Raw genomic sequence first — 21,174 nt, 5'->3', positions numbered from 1 at the left:
TCTTTCGAGGAGTGGCCGAAGTGGTCACGGGGAGAGGCCCTCGAGGACGCGGTCGGGGCGGATCGGAAGGTCGCGGGGCCGCCAGCCCGTCGCGTTGTACACGGCGTTGGCCACCGAGGCGGCCACCCCGACCGTGGAGACCTCGCCGAGCCCCACGCCGCCGCCGTTGACGTGGTCCCACCCCTCCTGATGGAAGTGCAAGGTGATCTCCGGTACGTCGCCGATGCCGGGGATGCGGTAGTCCTCCAGATTCGAGGTGAGGACGGTGCCGGTGACGGGGTCGATGAGGCGTTCTTCGTACAGGGCGTACCCGATGCCCTGGATGATGCCGCCCTCGCACTGGTTGCGCGCCGGCTTCTCGGCGTAGATGCGCCCTGCGGTGATGCCGCCCCAGACGCTGAGCGGCCTGATCGTGCCGAACCTGGTGTCCACCTCGACCTCGGTGACGTGCACCGCGCCGCTGAACCCGCGGCCGAGCGCCATGCCGTTCATCGGGAACGGCGTCACGTAGCCGCCGCGGTCGCGCCGCCGCTTGCCGACGACCTCGGTGCCGGGCTTGAGACCCTGCGCGAGCAGGCGGCGGGCGGCGTCGCGGGCGGCCGGGGCCACCGAGGTGGTGCTGCGGCTGCCCAGCGCGGGCGGGCCGGGAGGTGCGGAGGAGCGGCCGATCTCGACCTGGATCCGCTCGGCGGGCAGCCCCAGCTCCTCCTGCAGGACGCCGGCGATGACGCTGCGCACGCCCGTACCGATGTCCTGGGTGGCGGTGCGGGCCACGACCACATCGCCCACGACCTCCAGCTCGACCTGGGTCGCCGGGGTGATCGCGTAGATCCAGCTGGCCATGGCCACGCCGACGCCGCGCCGGAACCGTCCCGTCTGCGACCCGCTGCGCGGCCGGTCGCGCCAGACGGGCAGCGCCAGAGCCCGCTCGTAGAGCGCGTGCCGCTTGGGGTTGCCGTCCCAGCGGCGGCGCAGCACGATCGGGTCGACGTCGAGGCGGTGCGCCATCTCGTCCACGGCCTGCTCCAGCGCCCACAGCATCGGCGGGGCACCGGGCCCCCTGAACGGCGTGCCGGGCGGCTCGTTGGTGACCACGTCGTAGTCGCGCAGCCGCCGGGGCGCGGTGCCGTACACGAAGCGGGCCAGCGCCGCCGACATCCCTCCGACGGCGACGCCGCCCCGGCTGCGCACGTCCATCGCGAGCGCGGCGAGCTCCCCGTCCCGGCCGGCCAGCAGCGCGATGTTCGTGGTGCTGCCCGGCCGGCTGCCGGCGTCGGTCAGCTCTTCCGCGCGGCTGAACACGACGCGTACGGGCGCGCCGCAGGCCCGCGCAAGCTCGACCGCCGCGACCGCCTCCACGGTGATCCCGGACTTGGCGCCGAAACCGCCGCCCACGTGCTCGGCGACGACCTGCACCCGGCCCGGGTCGAGCTTCCAGCGCCTGGCGGCCTGCTCGGCGGCGATGGCCACCGTCTGGGTGGACAGGTGCAGGTGAAGGTCGCCGCGCTCGTCCCACCTGGCCAGGCAGGCGTGCGGCTCCAGCGGCGTGTGCACCTGCACGGCGGTGCTGAACGTGCCCGTCACCAGCAGCGGATCGCCGCGTCTCCGGGCCGCGTCGATCAGCTCGGCCGCCTTGCGGCCTCGCTTGCTCGCCCCGCTGAACGGCCCGCGCACGTTGCCGTCCCAGGAGGCGGGCAGCGTCATGCCCTCGCTGGAGCTGGGGGCGTTCTTCCTGCTCCGCTCGTCGTAAACGGGCGGGGCGTCCGGGCCGTCGCCGAACGCGGCGGGGAACGGCTCGTACCCGATCCGCGCGCTCGCGGCGATCGCCTCGGCCTCCCCGCGGGTCGCGGCGGCGACGGCGGCGATCGGCTGCCCGGCGTAACGGACGATCCGGTCCTCCGGCAGCAGATCCACCACGGGGGAGCCGTCCACCTCCACCGAGGTGACCCGCGCGTGCGCCCGCGCCGAACGGATGATCACCCCTTCGAGCATGCCGTCCAGCCGGACGTCCGTCGTGTAGCGGGCGCGTCCGGTGATCTTCTCCATGGCCTCGACCCTGGCGGGCGTGACCTCGCCGTCGTCGTGCTCGCCCCGGCAGGCGGCCGCGACCGCCTCGTAGATACGTCCGTACGCGCCGCAACGGCACAGGTGACCGGCCAGGGCGGCGGCGATCTCCTCTCTGGGCGGCTCGACGTCGCCGTGCCCGGCCCGCCAGGCGTCCACGAAAGCGGCGGCCTCCACCACGAAGCCGGGCGTGCAGTATCCGCACTGCAGGCCGTCGTGGGCGGCGAAGGCCCGCTGGACCGGATGGTCGAGCCCTTCCGCGGTGGTCAGGGCGCGTCCCTCCACCGCCGCGGCCGGCAGCAGGCAGGCGGCCTGCGGGGTGCCGTCGACCGCGATCGTGCACGCTCCGCACACGCCCGTACGGCAGACCGCCTTGGTCCCGGTCAGGCCCAGGCCGTCGCGCAGGACGTCCACCACGGGGTCGTCGCGTCCGGCGGCCACCTCGTGCGGCTCGCCGTTCACCGTGATCTTCATAGCTCTCCTGCTGACGCTGTCAACATCGGGATATGTGGACAGTGTCAACAACTATGCTGACATTGTCAACACAGAAGGTCGTGAGAGAGTGATGCCATGATCGACGGCACCAGGTCCCGGCTGATAGAGAGCGCGCTGACGTTGCTGCGCGAGCAGGGGCTCGAAGGCGTGACGTTGCGCGCGGTCGGCGAGCTGGCCGGGTTGTCGCGCATGGCCCCCTACCGTCACTTCGCCGACAAGAAGGCGCTGCTCGCGGCGGTCGCCGCCCGCGTCATGACCGACATCGCCGCCCACATCGCCGCCGCCGTGCTCCCGCAGAGCGGCCAGGAGGAGCGGCTGCGCGCCTTCTACCGCAGCTACGTCGAGTACGCCGTGGAGCACCCCGAGGAATACCGGCTGGTGTTCTCCTCGATGTTCGTCGCCGGGCGGCATCCCGAAGTGGAGCAGGCCATCGACGAGATCATGTCCGCGCTGAGCGTCGACATCGCCGGCGGAGGCCGTCGCGACAAGGCCGCGCTCGCGGCCCTGCTGGCCAGCGCGCACGGCGTGGCCGAGCTGGTCACCGTGGGTGACTTCGCGCACAAGGGGATCGGCGCCGACGACATCATCGACGTGATGGTCAGCCGCGCAGCCCGCCCCTGACCCCCTCGCTACCGGCGGGATGTATCGATCACCCCGACGACGTCGGTGACCTCGATGGTCCCGTTGCCGGGGGCGCCCTGGTGGGCGCGGGAGTCCAGGGCGACGTGGCGGTTGTCGTTCATGATCCAGAGCCGGCCGGGCGGCACCCGGACGTCGAACGTCACGTCGGAGGCGGGCGGCCGTGCGATGTAGGGCTCATCCAGCGGCTGGCCGTTCAGCTCCAGCCGGCCATCGGCGTCGCAGCATGTCACCGTGCTCTCCGGGATGCCGATGACCCGCCCGACGCGCTCCGCGCCCGCGGTGGTGCCCGTCCAGCCTTCGGGCGTGCGGAAGACCACGATGTCCCCGGTACGGGGAACACGGTCGCCGATCGGACGGACGGACAGGTGCGCGCCCTTCTTGAGCGTCGGCTCCATGGACTCGCTCGAGATGCTGACGGTGAAACCGCCGCGAGCCACCTCGACGAGCCCGCAGCCGGAGACCGGCAGAAGGAGCAGCGCGAGGGACAGAGCGCGTAAACGTGTAGGAATCACCACGGCATTCTGTCGGACCGGACGCCCGGCCGCGATCCGCGCTCAGCCCGGTGGCAGGTCCCTGACGTAGCAGAGGGCGTCGCTGCCGGTCAGGTCGGCGGGGCCGAGCGCAGCCCGCCCAGCAGCACCGTGCTGCGGTGCCGCTGCAGGTGCCGGTTGTGGGCGTGGACGAGCGTCGGGCCGCGTTCTGCGAGGGCGAGCAGGTTGGCGGCCATCATCGCATCACGCAGGCCCATCATCGCGTCGGCCCGGCCGGGTGCGGTGTCGGCCATGCGGGCGTGGTAGCGCAGCAGGCCGATGGCGGTACGGGCGTACAGGCAGGCCCGCTCCCACGCCTCCCGCGAGGTCGCCGCGACCAGCTCCGGCGCGTGCGCGCCGAGCAGCGCGGCCAGGTCGTCGGCCAGCAGCCGCAGCCGCCCCGCCGCGTCCGAGCGGCCGATCGACCGCGAGGGGTCCAGCATCGCGCCGCCGTTCGCCCACCGCTCGTCGGGCCCCAGCAGCCGATCGAGGACGTCCGCGCGCACGCCGGTGTCCATGTGCGCGGCCAGGTACGCGTGAAGGGCGGTGAGCGCCTGCCGGGGGCTCCCCGCGCCGGTCATCTCCAGCGGTGCGTCGAAGCCCGCGAAGCGCACCCGCTCGGCGGCCGGCCGCCCCGCGTTGTACGCCCGCAGCCACCGCACCAGCTCCCGGTTGCCCCGCCACGCCCCCGCCCCGTGGCTGAAGCCGCGCTCCATGACCTCGTCCAGGTCGCCCGCGCCCGTGGTGACGTGGTCGTCCACCACCAGACCCTTCAAACAGTCGCTCTCGATCGCGACGCACCGGTACCCCTGCTGCTCGACGAGCCGCACGAACAGCTCGTTGCGGAGCGCGAGCAGGGTCTCGTCGCCGTGGGTGGGCTCGCCCACGGCGAGCAGGCGCGGCCGGGACGGCAGCAGGCTCATGAGGGCGGCGGCATCGACGCCGTGCGCGGGATTCGACGGTATCGTTGAACCATCTGTTGAGACCTTCATGCGGTGATCGCCTCGTGCGCGTACGCCCAGAGCCGGTCCGCCGCGTCCGGGTCCACCGACCACGACGCCACGCCCGTCATCACCTCGGGCCCGCCCCGGACCACCGCGGCCTCCTGGTTGCCGGAGAAGTACCGGCCGGTCACGCCCTTCACCAGCGGAGACCCGGCGAGCAGCACCGAGGTGGCGGCCCCCTGCTCCGGCGTCTTGAAGCAGGCGGGGGTCAACAGGCGGCCCTGCTCGTCCATCGCGCCCATCGCCCGCATCGTCGCCGCGTCCACGTGCCGCTGCAGGTTCGTGTGGATGTAGCCGGGTTCGAGGGCGTTGGCGGTGATGCCGTCACCCGCCCAGCGCCGCGCCGCGCCGACCGCGAGCAGCACCCCGGCCGTCTTCGACTGCGCGTACGCCGCCCACGGGTCGTACGGGCGCCGCTCGAAATGCGGATCGTCGAAGTCGAACGGCTCCCGCAGCTGCGCGCCTGAGCCGACCACGACCACCCGCGCGTCTCCGGCCTGCCGCAGATTCTCGTGCAGGGCCGTGACCAGCGCGAAGTGGCCGAGGAAGTTCGTGGCGAGCTGCAGCTCCCAGCCGTTCGCCGCGACCTGGCGGGTGGGCAGCGCCATGACACCGGCGTTCGCGACGATCACGTGCAGCGGGCCGCTCCAGGAGGCGGCGAACGCGCGTACGGAGCCGAGATCGCTCAGATCGAGCCGCCGCTCGCCGGCGGCCGGGTTGCGGGTGGCGACCGTGACGTCCGCCCCGGCACCCCGCAGAGCGCGTACGGTCTCCAGCCCGATCCCGGACGCCCCGCCGGTCACGATCATCCGCCGGCCGGTCAGATCGACGCCTTCGAGTACTTCGGCGGCGGTGCTCCTGGCGGTGAAAGGGGTGCTGATACGTGTCATGCGAGCAACCCTAGGAAGCTCCGATTGGACGCAGAAGCCTCAAACGTCCAGGATTGTTGCGTGACAGTCCGACCGGCCGACCCGCTCGAAGACGTGCTGACGCTCGTCGGCACCACCAGCCGCCTGTCCACCGGGCTGGTGGCCGGCGGCCGGTGGGCGCTCGCGTTCGACCCTCCACAGGGGGTCAAGTTCAACGCCGTACGGCGCGGCCACTGCCTGCTCACCGTGGACGGCGTGCCCGGGCCGATCGAGCTGCGCGAGGGCGACTGCTTCCTGCTCGTCCAGCCGCGCGCCTTCACACTGGCCGGCGGGCCTGATGTGGCGCCTGTACCGGCGGCGCCGGTCTTCAAAGCGGCGGGGAGCGATCTGGCGCGCGCGGGCGACGGCGACGACGTGGAGCTGATGGGCGGCCGGTTCGACTTCGGCGAGCGGGCCAGGGAGCTGCTGTTCGACGTGCTGCCGCCGGTGATCCACGTGCCCGGGCGTACGGCGCAGGCCACCACCGTACGCTGGGCGCTCGAGCTCATCGCCGCCGAGCTGCGCGACCCGCAGCCCGCCACCGCCCTGGTCACCGAGCACCTCGCGCTCGTCATGCTCATCCACCTGCTGCGCCTGCACCTCGCCGCCACGCCGGGCGGGACCTCCGGCTGGCTGGCCGGTCTCGCCGACCCCGTCGTGGCACCGGCCCTGCGCGCCATGCACGCGCGCCCCGCCCACGCCTGGACGGTGTCGGAGCTGGCCGGCGTCAGCGCGGTGTCCCGCTCGACGCTCGCCGCCCGGTTCAAGCGGGTCGTCGGGCGAGGACCGCTGGAGTACCTCACCGGATGGCGCATCGAGCTGGCCGCCGGACGGCTGCGCCACGGCGGGGCCACGATGGAGTCCATCGCCCGCGAGGTCGGTTACGCCTCGGTCAGCGCGCTCAGCAACGCCTTCAAACGCGTGACGGGCCTCGCCCCGCGCGACTACCGCAGGGCCGCCGGAGTCGCCGGCCGCTCCGCCGACGGAGAGCCGGTCGGCGGCGGGTAGACCACGAGGAACGCAAGATCGCCTCCCGTTCGGGGAACACCCCTCGCGCATGGGGCCGAGGATCACCCCGGCAGATCATGTTGCGCTCGGCGCGCGGCATGGCCTCGAAGCCGGCCGGCTCTGCGCAGACCAGGGCTCGCCGGTATCACCTGCGCGGGCACGCCGGGGTCGGGGGCGGCGCGCCCGGGGGCGAAGCGGTCCCCAGGGGCGCCGCCCGGTCATCAGGCCGCGGGGGCGTTGCGGACGGTGACGTTCAGCCGGTTCCACGCGTTGATCTGGGCGGTCGCCATCACCAGCACGGCCAGCTGCTCCTCGTCGTACACGTCGGCCGCGGCGTCCCACACGTCGTCCGGCACGCCCTCCGGGTTGTCGGCCAGCCGGGTCGCCGCCTCGGCGAGCGCCAGCGCGGCCCGCTCCTCTTCGGAGAAGAACGGCGCGTCCCGCCACGCGGCCAGCGCGTGCAGCTTCCGCTCGGGCACGCCCGCCTCCTTGGCCTCCTTGGAGTGCATGTCCACGCAGAAGGCGCAGCCGTTGATCTGGCTGACCCGCAGTCGCAGCAGGTCGAGCGTGGTGCGGGGCACCGGGCCCGCGTTGAGGTACGCCTCCACCGCGTACATGCCCTTCAGCCCTTCGGCGGCGGGGCGCTTGACGTCCATGCGCATGATGTCGTCACTCCTTTGTCGATAATTTGGGTATTTGATATCCAGAATTTGGCGAAGCGAAAGGGCTCGGCGGGGCCGCTCACCGTCAGGACCTGCGGCGGGCGAACCACTCGCGCGTGGCCCTGGGCGTGCCGGGGGAGGCGCGCTCCACCTTCGCCTTGATGTCGGCCAAGGTTTGGCCCGCCAGCTCCTTGCGCCAGGCCAGCTCGGCCTGCCGCATCGCCTGCGAGATGAAGCACGACTTGCGGTAGTCGACGTCGTCCCGCCCCTCGGGGCCCTTGCGCAGCACCTGCTCGCAACGGAACGCATCCCCCGGACCCTCGATCGCCGTGACCACGTCGAGCAGGGTGATCTGCTCGAGCGGCCGGGCCAGCCGGAACCCGCCGCGCGGTCCCGGCGTCGAGGTGAGGATGCCGGCCCGTGCCAGCGCCTGAAGCTGCTTGTTCAGGTACGCCGGCGGCAGGTCGTAGAACGCCGCCAGCCGCGCCGCGGTCATCGCCTCGTCGGAGTCGAGCCAGGCGAGGTTCAGGCAACTGTGCATCGCCCACTCCACGCCTTCGCTCATCCTCATGAATCTGGATATTAGACCTCCAGGATGAGGGTCCGCAACCCGCGCGCGTCGCGTCGGCACTGCGCACCCGCCGCCGCCGGCCGGAGGCGCGGTGAGTGGGTGCGGCCTGAGCGCGGTGGTGGCGCGGGTGATGGCGCGTTCCGCCGGTCGGAACGGCTGGGGGTGGTCGGGCGGGCCGGGGCCTGGGCTGCGCGCTCTGCTCCTCCGGTTTGGTGGGCGCGTTGGCCGGGACGGGCCTGAGTGCGGACCGCGTGCAGGATGTGGCCGTGGTGCGTGCCTTCTCGGCCACGAGGTCACAGGGGTGGATGATCGGCGCGAGGTCAGGAGGGGTGGGTGACCGGAGCGAGGTCAGGAGGGGTGGGTGACCGGTGCCAGCCAGAGGCCCACTAGGGCGTCGATGAGGCCGGTCGCGGCGTCGTGCCAGCTCGCCCGTGGCGTGGCCGCGCCCCGCGCCAGGGCGCGTTCGCGCTCCGCGCAGGTGTGCAGGATGAGCTGGCGCATCATCGTGCCCCGCTCGGCCTGGACGGCGGCGGGCAGCTCGGGCAGGCAGTGGGTGAACCCGTCGACGGCCCGGCGCAGAGACGGCGACGTGCGATTCTCCTCGTCGAGGATCTCGCACAGCGCCGGGTCGGTGCCCACCTGGGCGAGGAAGCGCGCGTACCAGGTGGGGGAGCCGAGCGCGGCGAGGTGCTCGGTGACGGGCCGCACCATGCACGAGACCCAGTCGCGTACGTCGTCCGACCCCTCGGCGGCGGCCACCATGCGGGCGCGCAGCTCCTCGATGGGCACGGCGTGCCGGCGCACGATCGCCCTGACGAGGTCGGCCTTACCGCCGAAGTGGTAGCCGACGGCCGCGGTGTTACCCTGCCCTGCGGCCTCGCTGATGCGCCGGTTGGACGCGGCGCACACGCCGTACTCGGCGAACAGCCGCTCGGCCGCCGTGAGGATCTGCTCGCGGGTCACGCCGACGCGCTCGGCCCGGATGGTCCTGCTCATCATCATCACCGCACCGGAACTGCTCGCCTGCCCTGCGCCCGACGTCCGGCGCCATGATTGCAGCCGCAGGCGGCTTCGCCAAATTCGGCTCCGGTTACCAGAGTCGCAACGAGCCGGAAACATCGATCCTGCTAATTTTAACTCAAGCGCTTGATTTAACTCGTTGCTCCGCGCTGCCGTCCCACTCCCACAACCGGAGGCCTCCGCATGACCAACCCGTCCCCCCGCGCCGCCCACGCGGCCGGTCCGCCGCGGGCGTCCACGTTCGTCGTGGTGCTCGCCTTCAGCGGGATCGCGGTGTCGCTGATGCAGACCCTGGTGATCCCGCTGGTGCCCGAGCTGCCCACGCTGCTCGGCGCCTCCGCGGCCGACGCCGCCTGGGCGGTCACCGCGACGCTGCTGGCCAGCGCCGCGGCCACGCCGGTGATGGGACGGCTCGGCGACATGTACGGCAAGCGCCGCATGCTGCTGGTGAGCCTCTTCATGCTGGTCGCGGGCTCGGTCATCTGCGGGCTGAGCGACGCGCTGACCCCCATGATCGCCGGACGCGCGCTGCAGGGCCTCGCCTCGGGCGTCATCCCGCTCGGCATCAGCATCATGCGCGACGAGCTGCCGCCCGAGCGGCTCGGCTCGGCGATCGCGTCCATGAGCTCCTCGCTCGGCGTGGGTGGCGCGCTCGGCCTGCCCGCCGCCGCGCTGCTCGCTGAGAATTTCGACTGGCACGTGCTGTTCTGGACCGCCGCAGGGCTGGGCACCGTCGCGTTCGTGCTGGTGGTGGCGCTCGTGCCGGAATCGGCGGTCCGCAGCGGCGGCCGCTTCGACCTGGTCGGCGCCATCGGGCTGTCGGCCGCCCTGGTGGCCCTGCTGCTGGCCATCTCCAAGGGGGCCGACTGGGGGTGGACGGACGCGCTGACGATCGGCCTGTTCGCCGGGGCGGTCGTGGTGCTGCTGCTGTGGGGGTGGTGGGAGCTGCGCACCCGCGAGCCGATGGTGGACCTGCGCACCACCGCGCGCCGCCAGGTGCTGCTGACGAACCTCGCCTCCATCATGCTCGGCTTCTCGATGTTCGCGATGTCGCTGGTGCTGCCGCAGATCCTGCAGCTGCCCGAGGCCACCGGCTACGGGCTCGGCCGGTCGATGCTGGTGGCCGGCCTGGTGATGGCGCCGTCTGGCCTGGTCATGCTGCTGCTCTCGCCCATCGCGGCCCGCGTGACGGCCGCGCGCGGCCCCAAGCTGACGCTGATGATCGGCGCGCTCATCGTGGCCGGCGGCTACGGGCTCGACATCGTGCTCATGTCCGAGGTGTGGCACCTCGTGCTGGTCTCCGTCGTCATCGGCGCCGGCATCGGCTTCTCGTACGCGTCCATGCCCGCCCTGGTGATGGCCGCCGTGCCGGTCACCGAGACGGCCGCGGCCAACAGCCTCAACACGCTCATGCGCGCCATCGGCACCTCGGTCTCCAGCGCCGTGGCCGGAGCCGTCCTGGCCGGGATGACGATCAGGTTCGGGCCCGCCGAGCTGCCGTCGGACGACGGGTTCCGCGTGGTGCTGGCGATCGGCGGCGGCGCGGCGCTGCTGGCGTTCCTGATCGCGTTCTTCTTGCCGCGCCGTACCGGGGCCGCCGCGCCGGCTGCGCACGGCGGGTCGCATCGGCACGCCGCGCCCGCCCCATCGGGAAGGTGACGATCCGTTCGGGCAACGTGCCGGAAGGTAGGCGTCAAGCGGTCAACGGCACGACCGCCCAGGTGAAGGTCGCGAGGAACGACCCGTGGAGCATCGCCACCTCCGTCAGGGCGCCGCGCTGAGCCCGGCGCGACGGTGAGTGCGGAGCCGGACGTCTCGGCCGTACGGGTGCCCGTCAGCGCCACGGAACGCCGACCGTCTCGGGGAACAGCACGCTCGCGGCGTCCACGACGAGGAAGATGCCGGCGATCCAGACCATCCAACTGACCGTGGTGCGCGAGCCGGACGACAGCCTGGCCCGCCACCGCTCCAACCGCCCGCGCGTCCGCTCGCCCAGCGCGGTCCAGGCGGCTTAGGGCAGGATGCCGGGCAGCACCATGATCACCACGTACGCCCCGAGCAGCGGCAGCCATTCCGCCGCGGCCAGCCCCGCCGAGGTCATGAGGCCGATCGCGGCGAAGTACGGCACCGCCGTGGCGAACTCGAACAGCCACGTCCCGAGCCCAGCAGCAGCATCGTGCCCGCGGTGAAGGACCTGGCCTCAGCGGCGCGCTGCCCGTCCCGCCGGGGGATGAGGTAACTGTCTCGCTGCTGGAGGAGCTGCTGCCGCTGGACGACGACCGGCGAGAGGAGTACGCGCTGTGGTCGGCCGTCGTCGCCTGGGAGCGCCGTCGCCCCTCGCAGGACGGCTCCCCGGTCTGGAACGACCAGCGGGCGCTGTGCCGCCAGTGCGTCGCCGTGCTGCGCGGCCAGGAGCCGGTACGCGACCCCGACGCGGCGCTCCGCCCGCACCCCCACCCGCAGGTCGAGCTGTGGGCGGGCGTGCTGCACACGTTCGTGGACGGGCTGGCCGCGCAGCTCGTGAACACCCCGCACCGGCTCGGCCCCGGCGGCGCGCGAGCTGCTGCGCGCGCTGCTCGAGGCCGTGCCGGGCCGGGCGGTGTGACTCAGCCGTCGCGCGGCGCGGTGTGACTCAGGCGCCGGACGGCTCGGCCAGCGTGACCGTCGACTCGTGCTCGACCAGCGGACGGATGACCGCCCGCTCGTTCGGTGAATCGTTCGGCTGGTGCAGGGTGAGGGCGAGCGAGCCGTCACGCAGCCGCACGATCATGCCGTGGCCGCCGTCCTCCGCCCACAGCGGCCGCTCCTCCTGCGTCCACGGCCCGGTCACCAGGCCGCTCTCGGAGTGGGCGATGCCCATCGCATAACCCTTATCGCCGTAGCTGGACCACAGCATGAGCAGGTGGCCGCTGGACAGCCGGAACAGGAACGGGCCGTCCGTGACGTACGACGGCAGCTTCGCATCACGCGTGGACGGACGGTCGAGCGGCCTGACCCAGGGCGCGTCGGAGGCGTTGAACAGGAACACCGGCGTGCCGGCCGTCTCGCGCAGGTCGGCGCTGAGCCGCTGCGCCCACATCGCGCCGTCGTGCACCTGCTGCCACTCCTGGCAGTAGACGATCCAGGGATCGCCCGCCTCGTCCACGAACAGCGTGCCGTCGAGGCACTGCCACTTGCGCGGGGTCACCGCGCCGTCGCTCCACGGCTGGAACGGCCCCTCCGGCGTGTCGGCCACCAGCACCTGCGTGCCCCGGTAGCCGTCGGGCGCGGTGAACGTGGCGAACATGTAGTAGCGGCCGCTGTACGGGTGGACCTCCGGCGCCCAGAACTGGCCCTTGCTCCAGAACTTCGCGGGCGGACGGAACGCCGGGAACGGCCCCTCCCAGGTGCGCAGGTCCTCGCTGCGGTAGGTGTCGAAGCCCACGCCGGGGCCCGACCAGATGTCGGGGTCCGTGCTGCCGTACAGCCAGTAGGTGGAGCCCACGCTGAGCAGGAACGGGTCGCGGATCTGAATCTCGCCGAGCGTCACGTCCGCGCGGACCGGCCGCTCCTCGGGCCGCGGCGGCTCCGCCGCGCCGTCGAAGAAGTCGCGCAGGTGCGCGAGCACCACATCGGGACGCTCCTCGGCCAGGAAGTGCCCGCACTCGGGGATCACCGTGCCGCGCACGTCACGCGCGTACTTCCGCCAGATGTCGAGCACCGGCAGCGTGCTCAGCAGGCCCGCCGAACCCCACAGCGCCAGCACCGGCATCTCCAGCCGCCGGCCCGCCCGCCAGTCGGCCTCGTCGTGCTCGGCGTCGTCGGGGAACGAGGCGCGGTAGTCGTCGAAGCCCGCCCGCAGCGCGCCCGGCCGCTCGAACGCCCTGACGTACTCCTCGACGTCGAGCCCGGCCCGGTGCACCGTCCACTTGTCGAAGAAGTAGTCCAGGTAGCCGCGCACGTCGTGACCCGCCAGCCGCTCCGGCAGGTCGGGCTGCAGATGGAACGTCCAGTGCCAGGTGCCGCGCGCCACGCCGGTCTTCATGTCGAAACGGGCCCACATCTCCCTGGTGGGCACGATGTCCATGACCACCAGGCGCTCCACCTCGTCGGGGTGGTCGAGCGCGTAGCGGTGCGCGACCCGCGCGCCGCGGTCGTGGCCCACCAGGGTCACCCTCGTGTGGCCGAGCGAACGTACGAGCGCGCGGACGTCGGCGGCCATCGTGCGCTTGTCGTAACCGCTGGTGGGCTTGTCGGTCAGGCCGTAGCCGCGCAGGTCGGGCGCGACGACGGTGAACCGCTTCGCCAGCTCCGGCATGATCCGATGCCAGCAGTGGCTGGTCTGCGGCCATCCGTGCAGCAGCACCAGCAGCGGGCCGTCGCCCTCGATGAGGTAGTGCATGCGCAAGCCGTCGAGAATCGCGGTACGGGACTCAGCCATCGATGCCTCCTTCAAGCACTGACATCCTCCGGCATATCACCCGGCACCGACAATAGAATCGTAGGATCTTCGGACGAATTTGTTCCGTCGTCGTCGTAGTGCCGTGCGACGCTGGGGACATGCCCTACGGCGAGAACCGATGGCTGGAGGTCGCGCCTCCCGGCGGCGGCACCCGCCCGGTGCTGATGAAGGCCGATCCGCAATGGCCCGAGACGCCCTCCGGCGTGCCCGGCTACGTGCTGTTCGAGGCCGATGACATCGAAGCCGAGTACGAGCGATTGAGCGTGGCCGGCGTCCACGTCGTCCAGCCGCCCACGCAGGAGCGACGACGCCCGCGATGGGCGCGTGATCGTCTCCTTCGACCCGTTCTCGCCCGGCAACCGGCGGGCGGCGCGGGGGCGAACCGCACGCTTTGGATCACCTGATGGACGGGGCTGCGCTTCACGATCAGCGACGATGACACGCACGGTGACGAACGCGTGGAGGACCCGGAGAGCGTCGGCTCCGCCCTCACCCTCATCGGCCGCTTCCACCGGCACCGACATCGCCGCCAACCGATCCTTGGCGACGCACTCCCGCATGAGACCCGCCGGCTCGTAGGCGGAGGGACGTTCGCCGTGGCCTGGTGAGCCGAGGCAAGGAGTGCTCCGGCTGCTTCCCCACAGCCGGAGCACTCCTTGCGGGGTGGGCAATCGATCCCTGCTCGCAACCTACCCACATCGCCCCAAATCTATGCATATGTCCGTTTTGTGCGATCGCTGTGTGGAGTGGCGACCCCGTTCCCGGGCAGGGGCCCGGGCATGACACAACAGGACGAAGGCACCTCCTTGCCCCCGGCCGTCGGCAAGGTGAACGGGGAGAGCGACACGATCGCCAAGCGGGCCGGCGTAGAGCTGAGAGCCAGCCGCCGCCCCATCCCGGCCGAGCCCATCGATCCACCGCCCGACCTCGAGCAGAAGGTCGAGGACGAACGGCGCGAGGCGGCGACCGACGACGAAGAGATCCGCCCTGACGCCGAACCCACCGACTGACTCACCGCGGTTCGGCGGCTCTTCGCCGCGGTCGGCGCTCCGCCGGGAGCCTCCTTCCGCCCGCGCCTCGGCCTGAAGCCGGCGCAGGCGGCGGGCCACCGCCCCGCCGGCGACGAGGTCGATCAGCGCGTCGGCTGTGACCGCCTCGGTGTCGGGTCGGGGCTGTTGCGGCACCCGCGGATGCACCTCGACTTTCGCGGGGTTCGCGGGGATGGCGCCCAGCTCGGCCGCGTGGTCCTGCCGGCCTGCAGGGCCACGTGCCGGCCCGGCGGATTGCCGAGGCCGGCGCTCGCACCTCGAATCCGATAAGGGTTGGAGCCCGGCGGCAGGCGGCCGCTAGCGTGCCTCCATGCTGAACGCGCAGGAGCGGTTCGTGGACTCCGGGCCGGTGCGGTCATGGACCGAACGGACCGGAGATCCCGATGATCCCGCCGTGCTGATGGTGATGGGGTCGGCGCCGCGCACGTGGCGGGCACCTCGCTGGGCGGCATGATCGCCCAGTGGCTCGGGGCGCATGCGCCGGACCGGGCGCGGTCGTTGACCATCATGTCCAGCTCGCCGATGGGGCACGATCCGAGGCCGGCGATGAAGCGGGCACTGGCGGGTGAGCCGGCCGCCCGGGCGATGCTGGAGCTGGCCCTGTCGCGGGCCGTCGATCCGGGCGCGGCGGCCAGCCATCACCGGGCCGTGTGGCTGGACGATCCCTCCCTGGACGCCCCGCTGTCGTCGATCAGCGCGCCGACTTCGATCGTGCACGGCGACCGGGATCCGCTCTATCCCCTGGCCCACGGTGAGGCGCTGGCGGCCGCGATTCCCGGCGCGGTCCTGCACGTCGTGCCCGGGATGGGCCATGTCATGACCTCGCCGGGCCTGTCCGAGGAGGTCGCCGACCTCATCCGTTTGTGATGACCGGCAGGGGTCTCAGTCGTCCTCGAGGCGGTCGACGACGAGCTGGGTGCGGCGCGTCGCGCGAACTCCGTACACCTGCGCGATCGGCTCGGCGGTGAGCACCTCGCAGCGCAGGCCGGTGAGCGTGTCGTCGATGCTGAACTGCGGCACCTCCTCGGGGCCGCACCGGCCGCCCAGGATGTAGACGGGGCTGCCGGCCGCGTCCAGCTCCTCCACGGTCGCGTAGCCGCCGGCGGCGTCGAAGCTCCGCCACGCTGTTGTCCAGGACGAAGTCCGCGCCCTGGGTGAGCATGACCTCCCTCTGCGGCAGCATGGTCGTGCCGGAGATCTGCGGGATCTTGTCGTACTGCTCCTTCTGGCCCGGCAGGAACGCGCTCTCCCCGACGTACGTGCGCCCGGTCACCCAGCCCGAGCGCGAGCAGCGTCTCCAGCGGCGGGTGGTAGCCGGTCACCGCCTTGGACGGCGGGCGGCCGAAGGTGAGCGTACGGCCGCAGTTCTCCACCGTGACGAGAAACCCCGCTCCCGAGGCTCGGGGCCGGCAGGCGCCTGCCCGCAGGCGGTCAGCGCCAGCGCCGCCACCAGGACGAGCAGCCTCCTCATGAGCCGGACACCGCCTCGCGGTCGCGGGCTGGGAAGTCGGGGGCGGTGCAACCACAAGGTGCCGGCCGGCGAAGAAACAAGGTGCCGGCCGGCGGAGAAAGAGCCCGGCGGACCAAGGAGAAGCCCGCCGGGCACGTGAAAGCACAGAAGGGGGCGGGGTCAGGCGCGGAGCAGGGGCAGGAGCTGTTCGCCCTGGCGCTTGATCTCCGGCAGGTACGGCGTGTCGGACAGGATGAAGTGCGTGATGCCGAGCGCCTGGTAGCGGCGCAGCGACTTGGCGACGTCCTCAGGCGAGCCCACCAGCCACGTGGTGCCGGCTCCGCCGCCGCCGTACTTGCCGGGCGCGGTGTAGAGGTTGTCGTCGAGCACCTCGCCACGGGCGGCCAGGCCGAGCAGGCGCTGCTGGCCGACGGCGGTGTGCCGGTTGGGGTCGCGGAAGGTGCCGTCCTGCGACATCTTGGCGACCTTGGCCTCGGCGTCGGCCCACGCCTGCTCGGTGGTGTCGCGGACGAACGTGGTCACCCGCAGCCCGAACTCCAGCGGCGGCAGTTCCCTGCCGAGCCGTTCGCTGAGCGTCTTGAGGCGGTCGATGCGCTCGGCGATCCCGTCTAGCGGCTCGCCCCAGAAGAGCTGCACGTCGGCGTCCGTCGCGGCCACCCGCTCGGCCGCCTCGGACGCGCCGCCGAAGTAGAGCCTCGGATGGCGGCGCTCGCCCCTGACGACCGGGCGCGGCCGCACGGTGGAGCCGGTGACCTGGAAGTGCTCGCCGTGGAAGGTGACGTCCTCCTCGGTCCACAGCCGCCGCACGATCTGCAGGAACTCCCTGGTACGGGCGTAGCGCTGGGCCTGGTCGCCCTCGCTGTCGCCGTAGGCGGCGAGGTTGTCCTTGCCGGAGACGATGTTGACGAGCACCCGCCCGCCGGTCAGGTGGTCGAGGGTGGCGGCGGCGGAGGCGAACTTGGCGGGATGCCAGTAGCCGGGCCGCACGGCGATCAGCGGCCGGAACGTCGTCGTGCGCGCGGCCAGCGCCGTGGCGACGGTGAAGGTGTCGGGACGCCCCCAGCCGGTGCCGATGAGCGCCCCCTCCCAGCCGTGCTTCTCCAGCGCCAGGGCATGACTGGTGAGGGTCTCCAGGCTGTTGTGGCCCTCCACGACGTCGTCGCCGCGGTGGCCTGGGTCGTTCTGGTTCGGGATGTACCAGAGGAACTCGGAGCTCATCGGTGCGTCTTCCTGTTCCGGTCGGCGACAATAACCCAGTGTTCGGGTAGGAAAAGCATAAAATATGGATGCGCCGCCACGGAAGCGTCCGAGACGAAACTCTCAGGGCATCCAGAGCCGAGCAGGTATCGCCGTCTCCCGATGGCTTCCGCCCGGCCCCGGTTCGATGAAGCAGGCATGCCGCTCCGGCAGCACGGCCACCGCCTCATGCAAGCGGGTCCCCACATAGTGCAGGGCCACGCCGTCCTCGTGCACCCCGTTGGAGAACGGCAGGAACGCCAGGCCGTCGGCGACCACATCCAGCCGGTCGCCGAAGGAGTCGGTCACCCCGCCGAGGTGCCAGCACAGGCTGCCCGCGCTCTGCCCGGCCAGCACCACCCCCGACTCCCAGCACTCGCGCAGGATCTCCTCCAGCCGGTGGGCGCGCCAGACGGCGAGCAGGTTGACCACGCTGCCGCCGGAGACGAAGATCACGTCCTGGGCGCGCAGGTGCGCCCGCACGTCGGGCACGTTCGGCTGGGTGAACAGCGTGAGGTGGGACAGCTCCGCGTCCCCGAACGAGCCGGCCCGCTCGTACCAGCCCGTGATGTGCTCGCGCGAGTCGCCGGTGGCCGTGGCGATGAGGCACACGCGCGGCCTGCGGACGTCCGCCAGCCGCATGGCCTGCCAGATCTGGGCGCCGGGGTGGCGGTAGTCCGCGGGCGGGTACAGCGCGCCGGAGCAGGCGAGGATCTGCGGTTCTCTGATCATGGGCACCCATGCTCCGCTCGCGCGGCGAGCCAGGCAAGGCAGCGCAAGGCGAAGGGTCAGGCGGGGGCGCGGCGCCCGGCGTGCGGGAAGGGAGAGGCCGGGGACGCCAGGGGTGCGGGGCGGGCGGGGACGAGGATGAAGCCGCTGGCCGGGCGGGCGGGCATCCGGCGCAGGGAGATGGTCAGGTCCTGGCGCGGCACCTCATAGTCGAGCCTGGCCAGGCGGGGCGCGACAGCGCGCAGCAGTGCCATGGTGAGCGCTTCGCCGGGACAGCGGTGGCCGCTGTGCGCGTCGCCGCCGCCCTGAGGGATCAGGTCGTACGGGCCCGGCGCGGCGCCGAGAAAGCGGCGGGGGTCGAACGTGTACGGGTCACGCCAGTACCTCGGGTCGTGGTGCTGGCCGTACACGTCCAGCAGGATCAGCGACCCGCGGGGGATGTGCGTGCCGCGCCAGTCGAGCTCGCGCGCGGCCCGGCCGCCGAGCAGCGGCGCGAACGGGTAGAAGCGCCGCAGCTCGTGCGCGAACGCCTCGGCGAACTCCGGGTCGCCGCCGGCCAGCCGGGCACGATGCTCGGGCCGGCGATGCAGGGCGTGCGCCGCGTACGTGATGAGCCAGGAGACCGCCACGGTCGGCCGCAGCACGTTGAGCAGCTCCACGGCCGCCACGCGCGGGGGCAGCGGCCGGCCGCCGGCGTCGCGGTGCACGGCCACCACCTCGGCGGCGGAGTCGGGCGGCGCCTCCTCGCAGCCGTTGCGCAGGTCGCGGACCAGCCGGTCCAGCCAGGCTTCGCGCCGCCGCCGCGCCTGCCTGGCCCGCCAGTGCCGGGGCCCGGCGGTGCCCAGCCCGTCCACCATCGCGACCAGGTCGGCGGCCAGCTCCGGCAGGTCCTCCTCGTCCACGGCCAGCCCGGTCCACTCGCACACCGCCCTGGTCAGCATCAGGGCGCTCTCGTCGAACAGCACCACCGGCCGCCCCTCCCAGGACGCCACCGCGAGATCCCACTCGGTGGTGACGTGCGCGACGAGCGCGGCCACGGCGGGCCCGCTGAACAGCGAGGTGAACATCGCCTTGCGCACCCGGTGTGCGGCGCCGTCCAGGCCGTGCACCGAACCGTGGCCGAACAGCGTGCTCCTGACCGGGCCGGGCAGCGCCGCCCGCCGCTCCACGTTCTCCTCGTCGTAGAAGAAACGCGCGGCGTCGGGACCGCACAGGCCGGTCGCCCGCCGCCCGAGCACGCGCGTGCGCACCACGTCGCCCGCCGCCCGCCTGCGCAGGTCGGGGAGCCAGGCGTATCCCTTGAGCAACAACATCAGCGTCTGGTCCACAACAGGCATGCGGCGCGTCTGCCCCGACCGGCGGCTCGTAAACAGTCGGGAGATCAGGTCAGGTCACGTGTCCACGTTTCCGGCGCTCCCGGCGCTCCCGGCCCTCTCGGCCAGCGATCGGGGCCGCAGGTCCGTCCAGTGCGTCTCGATGTACTCCAGGCAGGCGGCGCGGGTGGTCTCGGGCAGCACGACGGTCCACCCGGCGGGCACCGGCGCGAACGACGGCCACAGCGAGTGCTGGTTCTCCGGGTTGACCAGCACCAGGAAGCGGCCGTCCGCGTCGTCGAAGGGGTTGGTCATGCTCGTTCCTCTCTAGGTGTTTCACCTGGCGACGGCCAGGCGGTAGGTGTCGTCGCGGGACAGCAGGTCACGGTGGGCGCCCTCGGCGGCGATCACGCCGCCGTCCAGGACGAGGACGCGGTCCGCCGCGTCCAGCAGCGCCGGGCTGCCGGTGATCACCACCGTGGTGCGGCCACGGCGCAGCGCGGCCAGGTTGCGGGCGATGAGCTGCTCGGTGACCGCGTCCACGGCCGTGGTCGGGTCGTGCAGCACGAGGATGGCGGGGTCGGCGGCGAGCGCGCGGGCCAGCGACAGGCGCTGCCGCTGCCCGCCGGACAGGTTCGCGCCGCGGTCGCGTACGGGATGGTCGAGCCCCTCCGGGTGCAGGGCCACGACGTCGGTCAGCATGGACGCCTCCACCGCCGCCGCGACGTCGCGGCCGGTGCCCGACGGGTCGATGTTGCTGCGCAGCGTGCCGGCGAAGATCTCCGCGTCGTACGGGTTCACCAGCAGATGCTCGCGCACCCCGGTGACCGACAGCTCCCGGATGTCCCGGCCGCCGATCCGCACCACGCCCTCGTATGCGCCGGGCGGCACCCGCGCCCCCAAGACGGCGACGAGGTCGGCCGCCGCGCGCTGGTCGTAGGCGGCGATCGCCACGAAGGAACCGGCGGGCACGTGGAACTTCAGCCCGTCGAGCGCCCCAAAGCGCAGGCCGTCCACCTCCAGGTCGCCGTCCGGAGGCGGATGCCCGGAGCCGGGCGCCGCCACCGGCGGCGCGGCCAGCACCAGCGCCATCCGGTCGGCCGACGCCCGCGCGACCGTCACGTACTTGGGCATCTCGGAGAACAGCTTGAGCGGCTCCATGATGAACTGCGCGAGCCCCACCGCCATGACCAGCTCCCCGATGGAGATCTCCCCGGACAGCGCCAGCCAGCCCGCCGTCAGCGTCACGGCGGCGGCGAGCAGGGTGTTGAGCGCGAGCGCGGTCCCGGCGTACGCGCCTGCGGCCTTGGCGACGGTGACCGCCTGGTCGCGGGCGTGCGCGCTGACCTTCCGGTACGACAGGAACGCCGCGTGCCCGCCGCCGAAGCCGTGCAGCGGGCGCAGGCCGCTGATCAGGTCGGCGACCTTCGCGCCCGCCCGCGCCACCCTGGCCTGCTGCTCGCGGGTGCCGGCGCCGATGCGCCGCGACAGCACGCTGAGCGCCGACAGGATGGCCGCCGTGCCGGCGATCACCAGCAGGCCGAGCGGCATGCTGGCCATGCCCAGCGCCACCGCCGCCACCACGACCGCGACCAGCGAGCTGATCAGCAGCGGCACCACCTCGATGATGTCGGCGGTCTGGTCGGCGTCCTCGGTGGCGATGGTCAGCACCTCGCCGGACTTGAGCCCGGTGTCCCTGGCGACCGGCTGCAGCGCGCAGGAGGCGATCCTGACCCGCCAGCGGTGCGCCTCGGTCGTGTTGGCCTTCTGCAGGATGCGCATCCCGAACCGCCACGACAGCGACACCGTCGTGACGATCACGGCGAGCGCCGCGATCGACAGGGCCAGCGAGCCCAGGCTGCGCTCCTGCAGCGTGTGCTCGACGATGAGGCCGAGCGCGATGGGGAAGGCGGTCTCGGCCGCCTGGTACATCCCCATGAGCAGGGTGCCCGCCGTCATCGCGCGCGCGTTGCGGCGCAGCGCGGCGCGCAGCACGTCGGAGCCCGTGCGCACAGGAGTCTCTTCGGTCAT

Annotated in this window: 23 protein-coding genes; 8 read left to right on the top strand and 15 right to left on the bottom strand. The window is 72.6% G+C overall.

The genetic code is table 11. The features are described from left to right. Positions 1 to 24 precede the first annotated feature (24 nt). On the bottom strand, positions 25 to 2,538 hold the full coding sequence (locus AB0K67_RS03430; RefSeq protein WP_364052123.1) for a molybdopterin-dependent oxidoreductase: 2,514 nt from the start codon (positions 2,536 to 2,538) through the stop codon (positions 25 to 27). A 96-nt stretch (positions 2,539 to 2,634) separates the two neighbouring features. On the opposite strand from AB0K67_RS03430, the gene AB0K67_RS03425 reads away from it, so the two are divergent. Then, a complete protein-coding gene (locus tag AB0K67_RS03425) occupies positions 2,635 to 3,180 on the top strand; it encodes a TetR/AcrR family transcriptional regulator (RefSeq protein ID WP_364052121.1) in 546 nt (181 codons plus the stop codon). Positions 3,181 to 3,188: 8 nt separating this feature from the next. On the opposite strand, the gene lepB is transcribed toward AB0K67_RS03425, so the two are convergent. From lepB to AB0K67_RS03410, 3 genes are all read right to left on the bottom strand, one after another. After that, positions 3,189 to 3,713 carry a signal peptidase I gene (gene lepB, locus AB0K67_RS03420; RefSeq protein ID WP_364052119.1) on the bottom strand — a complete coding sequence of 175 codons (525 nt, stop codon included), beginning with the start codon at positions 3,711 to 3,713 and terminating at the stop codon, positions 3,189 to 3,191. A gap of 89 nt (positions 3,714 to 3,802) precedes the next feature. Continuing rightward, positions 3,803 to 4,654, bottom strand: coding sequence for an erythromycin esterase family protein (locus tag AB0K67_RS03415; protein WP_364052117.1), 852 nt, complete (start codon positions 4,652 to 4,654; stop codon positions 3,803 to 3,805). A gap of 65 nt (positions 4,655 to 4,719) precedes the next feature. Further along, positions 4,720 to 5,625, bottom strand: a complete 906-nt coding sequence (locus AB0K67_RS03410) for an SDR family NAD(P)-dependent oxidoreductase (protein WP_364052115.1) — start codon at positions 5,623 to 5,625, stop codon at positions 4,720 to 4,722. Positions 5,626 to 5,685: 60 nt separating this feature from the next. Here AB0K67_RS03410 and AB0K67_RS03405 point away from each other — a divergent pair, with 60 nt between their 5' ends. After that, a complete protein-coding gene (locus AB0K67_RS03405; RefSeq protein WP_364052112.1) occupies positions 5,686 to 6,651 on the top strand; it encodes an AraC family transcriptional regulator in 966 nt (321 codons plus the stop codon). A 221-nt stretch (positions 6,652 to 6,872) separates the two neighbouring features. Here the strand turns inward: AB0K67_RS03405 and AB0K67_RS03400 are convergent, their stop codons facing one another. The 3 genes from AB0K67_RS03400 to AB0K67_RS03390 form a co-directional block, all read right to left on the bottom strand. Further along, entirely contained in the window at positions 6,873 to 7,313 is a 441-nt protein-coding gene (locus AB0K67_RS03400; RefSeq protein WP_364052109.1) for a carboxymuconolactone decarboxylase family protein, read from the bottom strand. An 85-nt stretch (positions 7,314 to 7,398) separates the two neighbouring features. Continuing rightward, positions 7,399 to 7,884 carry an Rrf2 family transcriptional regulator gene (locus AB0K67_RS03395; protein WP_364052106.1) on the bottom strand — a complete coding sequence of 162 codons (486 nt, stop codon included), beginning with the start codon at positions 7,882 to 7,884 and terminating at the stop codon, positions 7,399 to 7,401. 348 nt (positions 7,885 to 8,232) lie between these two features. Continuing rightward, the gene (locus AB0K67_RS03390) at positions 8,233 to 8,883 is read right to left on the bottom strand and encodes a TetR family transcriptional regulator (protein WP_364057422.1); all 651 of its coding nucleotides are present in this window, start codon (positions 8,881 to 8,883) and stop codon (positions 8,233 to 8,235) included. A gap of 204 nt (positions 8,884 to 9,087) precedes the next feature. Between AB0K67_RS03390 and AB0K67_RS03385 the strand changes: the two genes are divergently transcribed. Beyond that, a complete protein-coding gene (locus AB0K67_RS03385; protein ID WP_364052103.1) occupies positions 9,088 to 10,563 on the top strand; it encodes an MFS transporter in 1,476 nt (491 codons plus the stop codon). 175 nt (positions 10,564 to 10,738) lie between these two features. Here AB0K67_RS03385 and AB0K67_RS03380 read toward each other — a convergent pair whose 3' ends face one another. Then, complete coding sequence (locus tag AB0K67_RS03380) at positions 10,739 to 10,876, bottom strand: hypothetical protein (RefSeq protein WP_364052100.1); 138 nt, start codon at positions 10,874 to 10,876, stop codon at positions 10,739 to 10,741. Positions 10,877 to 11,115: 239 nt separating this feature from the next. Between AB0K67_RS03380 and AB0K67_RS03375 the strand changes: the two genes are divergently transcribed. Beyond that, complete coding sequence (locus AB0K67_RS03375) at positions 11,116 to 11,535, top strand: TetR family transcriptional regulator C-terminal domain-containing protein (protein WP_364057419.1); 420 nt, start codon at positions 11,116 to 11,118, stop codon at positions 11,533 to 11,535. A 1-nt stretch (position 11,536) separates the two neighbouring features. Here the strand turns inward: AB0K67_RS03375 and AB0K67_RS03370 are convergent, their stop codons facing one another. Further along, on the bottom strand, positions 11,537 to 13,324 hold the full coding sequence (locus tag AB0K67_RS03370) for an alpha/beta fold hydrolase (protein ID WP_364052097.1): 1,788 nt from the start codon (positions 13,322 to 13,324) through the stop codon (positions 11,537 to 11,539). A gap of 119 nt (positions 13,325 to 13,443) precedes the next feature. Between AB0K67_RS03370 and AB0K67_RS03365 the strand changes: the two genes are divergently transcribed. The 4 genes from AB0K67_RS03365 (at position 13,444) to AB0K67_RS03350 (ending at position 15,261) form a co-directional block, all read left to right on the top strand. Further along, on the top strand, positions 13,444 to 13,749 hold the full coding sequence (locus AB0K67_RS03365; protein WP_364052094.1) for a hypothetical protein: 306 nt from the start codon (positions 13,444 to 13,446) through the stop codon (positions 13,747 to 13,749). Between the two features lie 375 nt (positions 13,750 to 14,124). Then, positions 14,125 to 14,355, top strand: coding sequence for a hypothetical protein (locus tag AB0K67_RS03360; RefSeq protein WP_364052091.1), 231 nt, complete (start codon positions 14,125 to 14,127; stop codon positions 14,353 to 14,355). Between the two features lie 349 nt (positions 14,356 to 14,704). After that, positions 14,705 to 14,848 carry a hypothetical protein gene (locus AB0K67_RS03355; protein WP_364052088.1) on the top strand — a complete coding sequence of 48 codons (144 nt, stop codon included), beginning with the start codon at positions 14,705 to 14,707 and terminating at the stop codon, positions 14,846 to 14,848. After that, on the top strand, positions 14,845 to 15,261 hold the full coding sequence (locus tag AB0K67_RS03350) for a hypothetical protein (RefSeq protein WP_364052085.1): 417 nt from the start codon (positions 14,845 to 14,847) through the stop codon (positions 15,259 to 15,261). Before AB0K67_RS03355 ends, AB0K67_RS03350 begins: the two co-directional genes overlap by 4 nt. A 15-nt stretch (positions 15,262 to 15,276) precedes the next feature. Here the strand turns inward: AB0K67_RS03350 and AB0K67_RS03345 are convergent, their stop codons facing one another. From AB0K67_RS03345 to AB0K67_RS03320, 6 genes are all read right to left on the bottom strand, one after another. Continuing rightward, a complete protein-coding gene (locus AB0K67_RS03345) occupies positions 15,277 to 15,480 on the bottom strand; it encodes a hypothetical protein (protein WP_364052082.1) in 204 nt (67 codons plus the stop codon). Positions 15,481 to 16,024: 544 nt separating this feature from the next. Next, a complete protein-coding gene (locus tag AB0K67_RS03340; protein ID WP_364052079.1) occupies positions 16,025 to 17,083 on the bottom strand; it encodes an LLM class flavin-dependent oxidoreductase in 1,059 nt (352 codons plus the stop codon). A 102-nt stretch (positions 17,084 to 17,185) separates the two neighbouring features. Next, positions 17,186 to 17,833, bottom strand: coding sequence for a Type 1 glutamine amidotransferase-like domain-containing protein (locus AB0K67_RS03335; RefSeq protein ID WP_364052076.1), 648 nt, complete (start codon positions 17,831 to 17,833; stop codon positions 17,186 to 17,188). Between the two features lie 56 nt (positions 17,834 to 17,889). Next, positions 17,890 to 19,167, bottom strand: a complete 1,278-nt coding sequence (locus tag AB0K67_RS03330) for a cytochrome P450 (protein WP_364052073.1) — start codon at positions 19,165 to 19,167, stop codon at positions 17,890 to 17,892. 54 nt (positions 19,168 to 19,221) lie between these two features. Beyond that, positions 19,222 to 19,458: an MbtH family protein gene (locus tag AB0K67_RS03325; RefSeq protein ID WP_364052070.1), complete on the bottom strand. Its 237-nt coding sequence runs from the start codon at positions 19,456 to 19,458 to the stop codon at positions 19,222 to 19,224. A 21-nt stretch (positions 19,459 to 19,479) separates the two neighbouring features. Then, positions 19,480 to 21,174 (bottom strand): ABC transporter ATP-binding protein, encoded by a 1,695-nt coding sequence (locus AB0K67_RS03320; RefSeq protein WP_364052067.1) that lies wholly within the window; start codon positions 21,172 to 21,174, stop codon positions 19,480 to 19,482.

Origin of the sequence: Nonomuraea sp. NPDC052634 (genome assembly GCF_040678535.1) — a bacterium.
Lineage (GTDB): Bacteria > Actinomycetota > Actinomycetes > Streptosporangiales > Streptosporangiaceae > Nonomuraea > Nonomuraea fastidiosa.
This window is presented reverse-complemented; position numbering and strand designations above follow the sequence as displayed.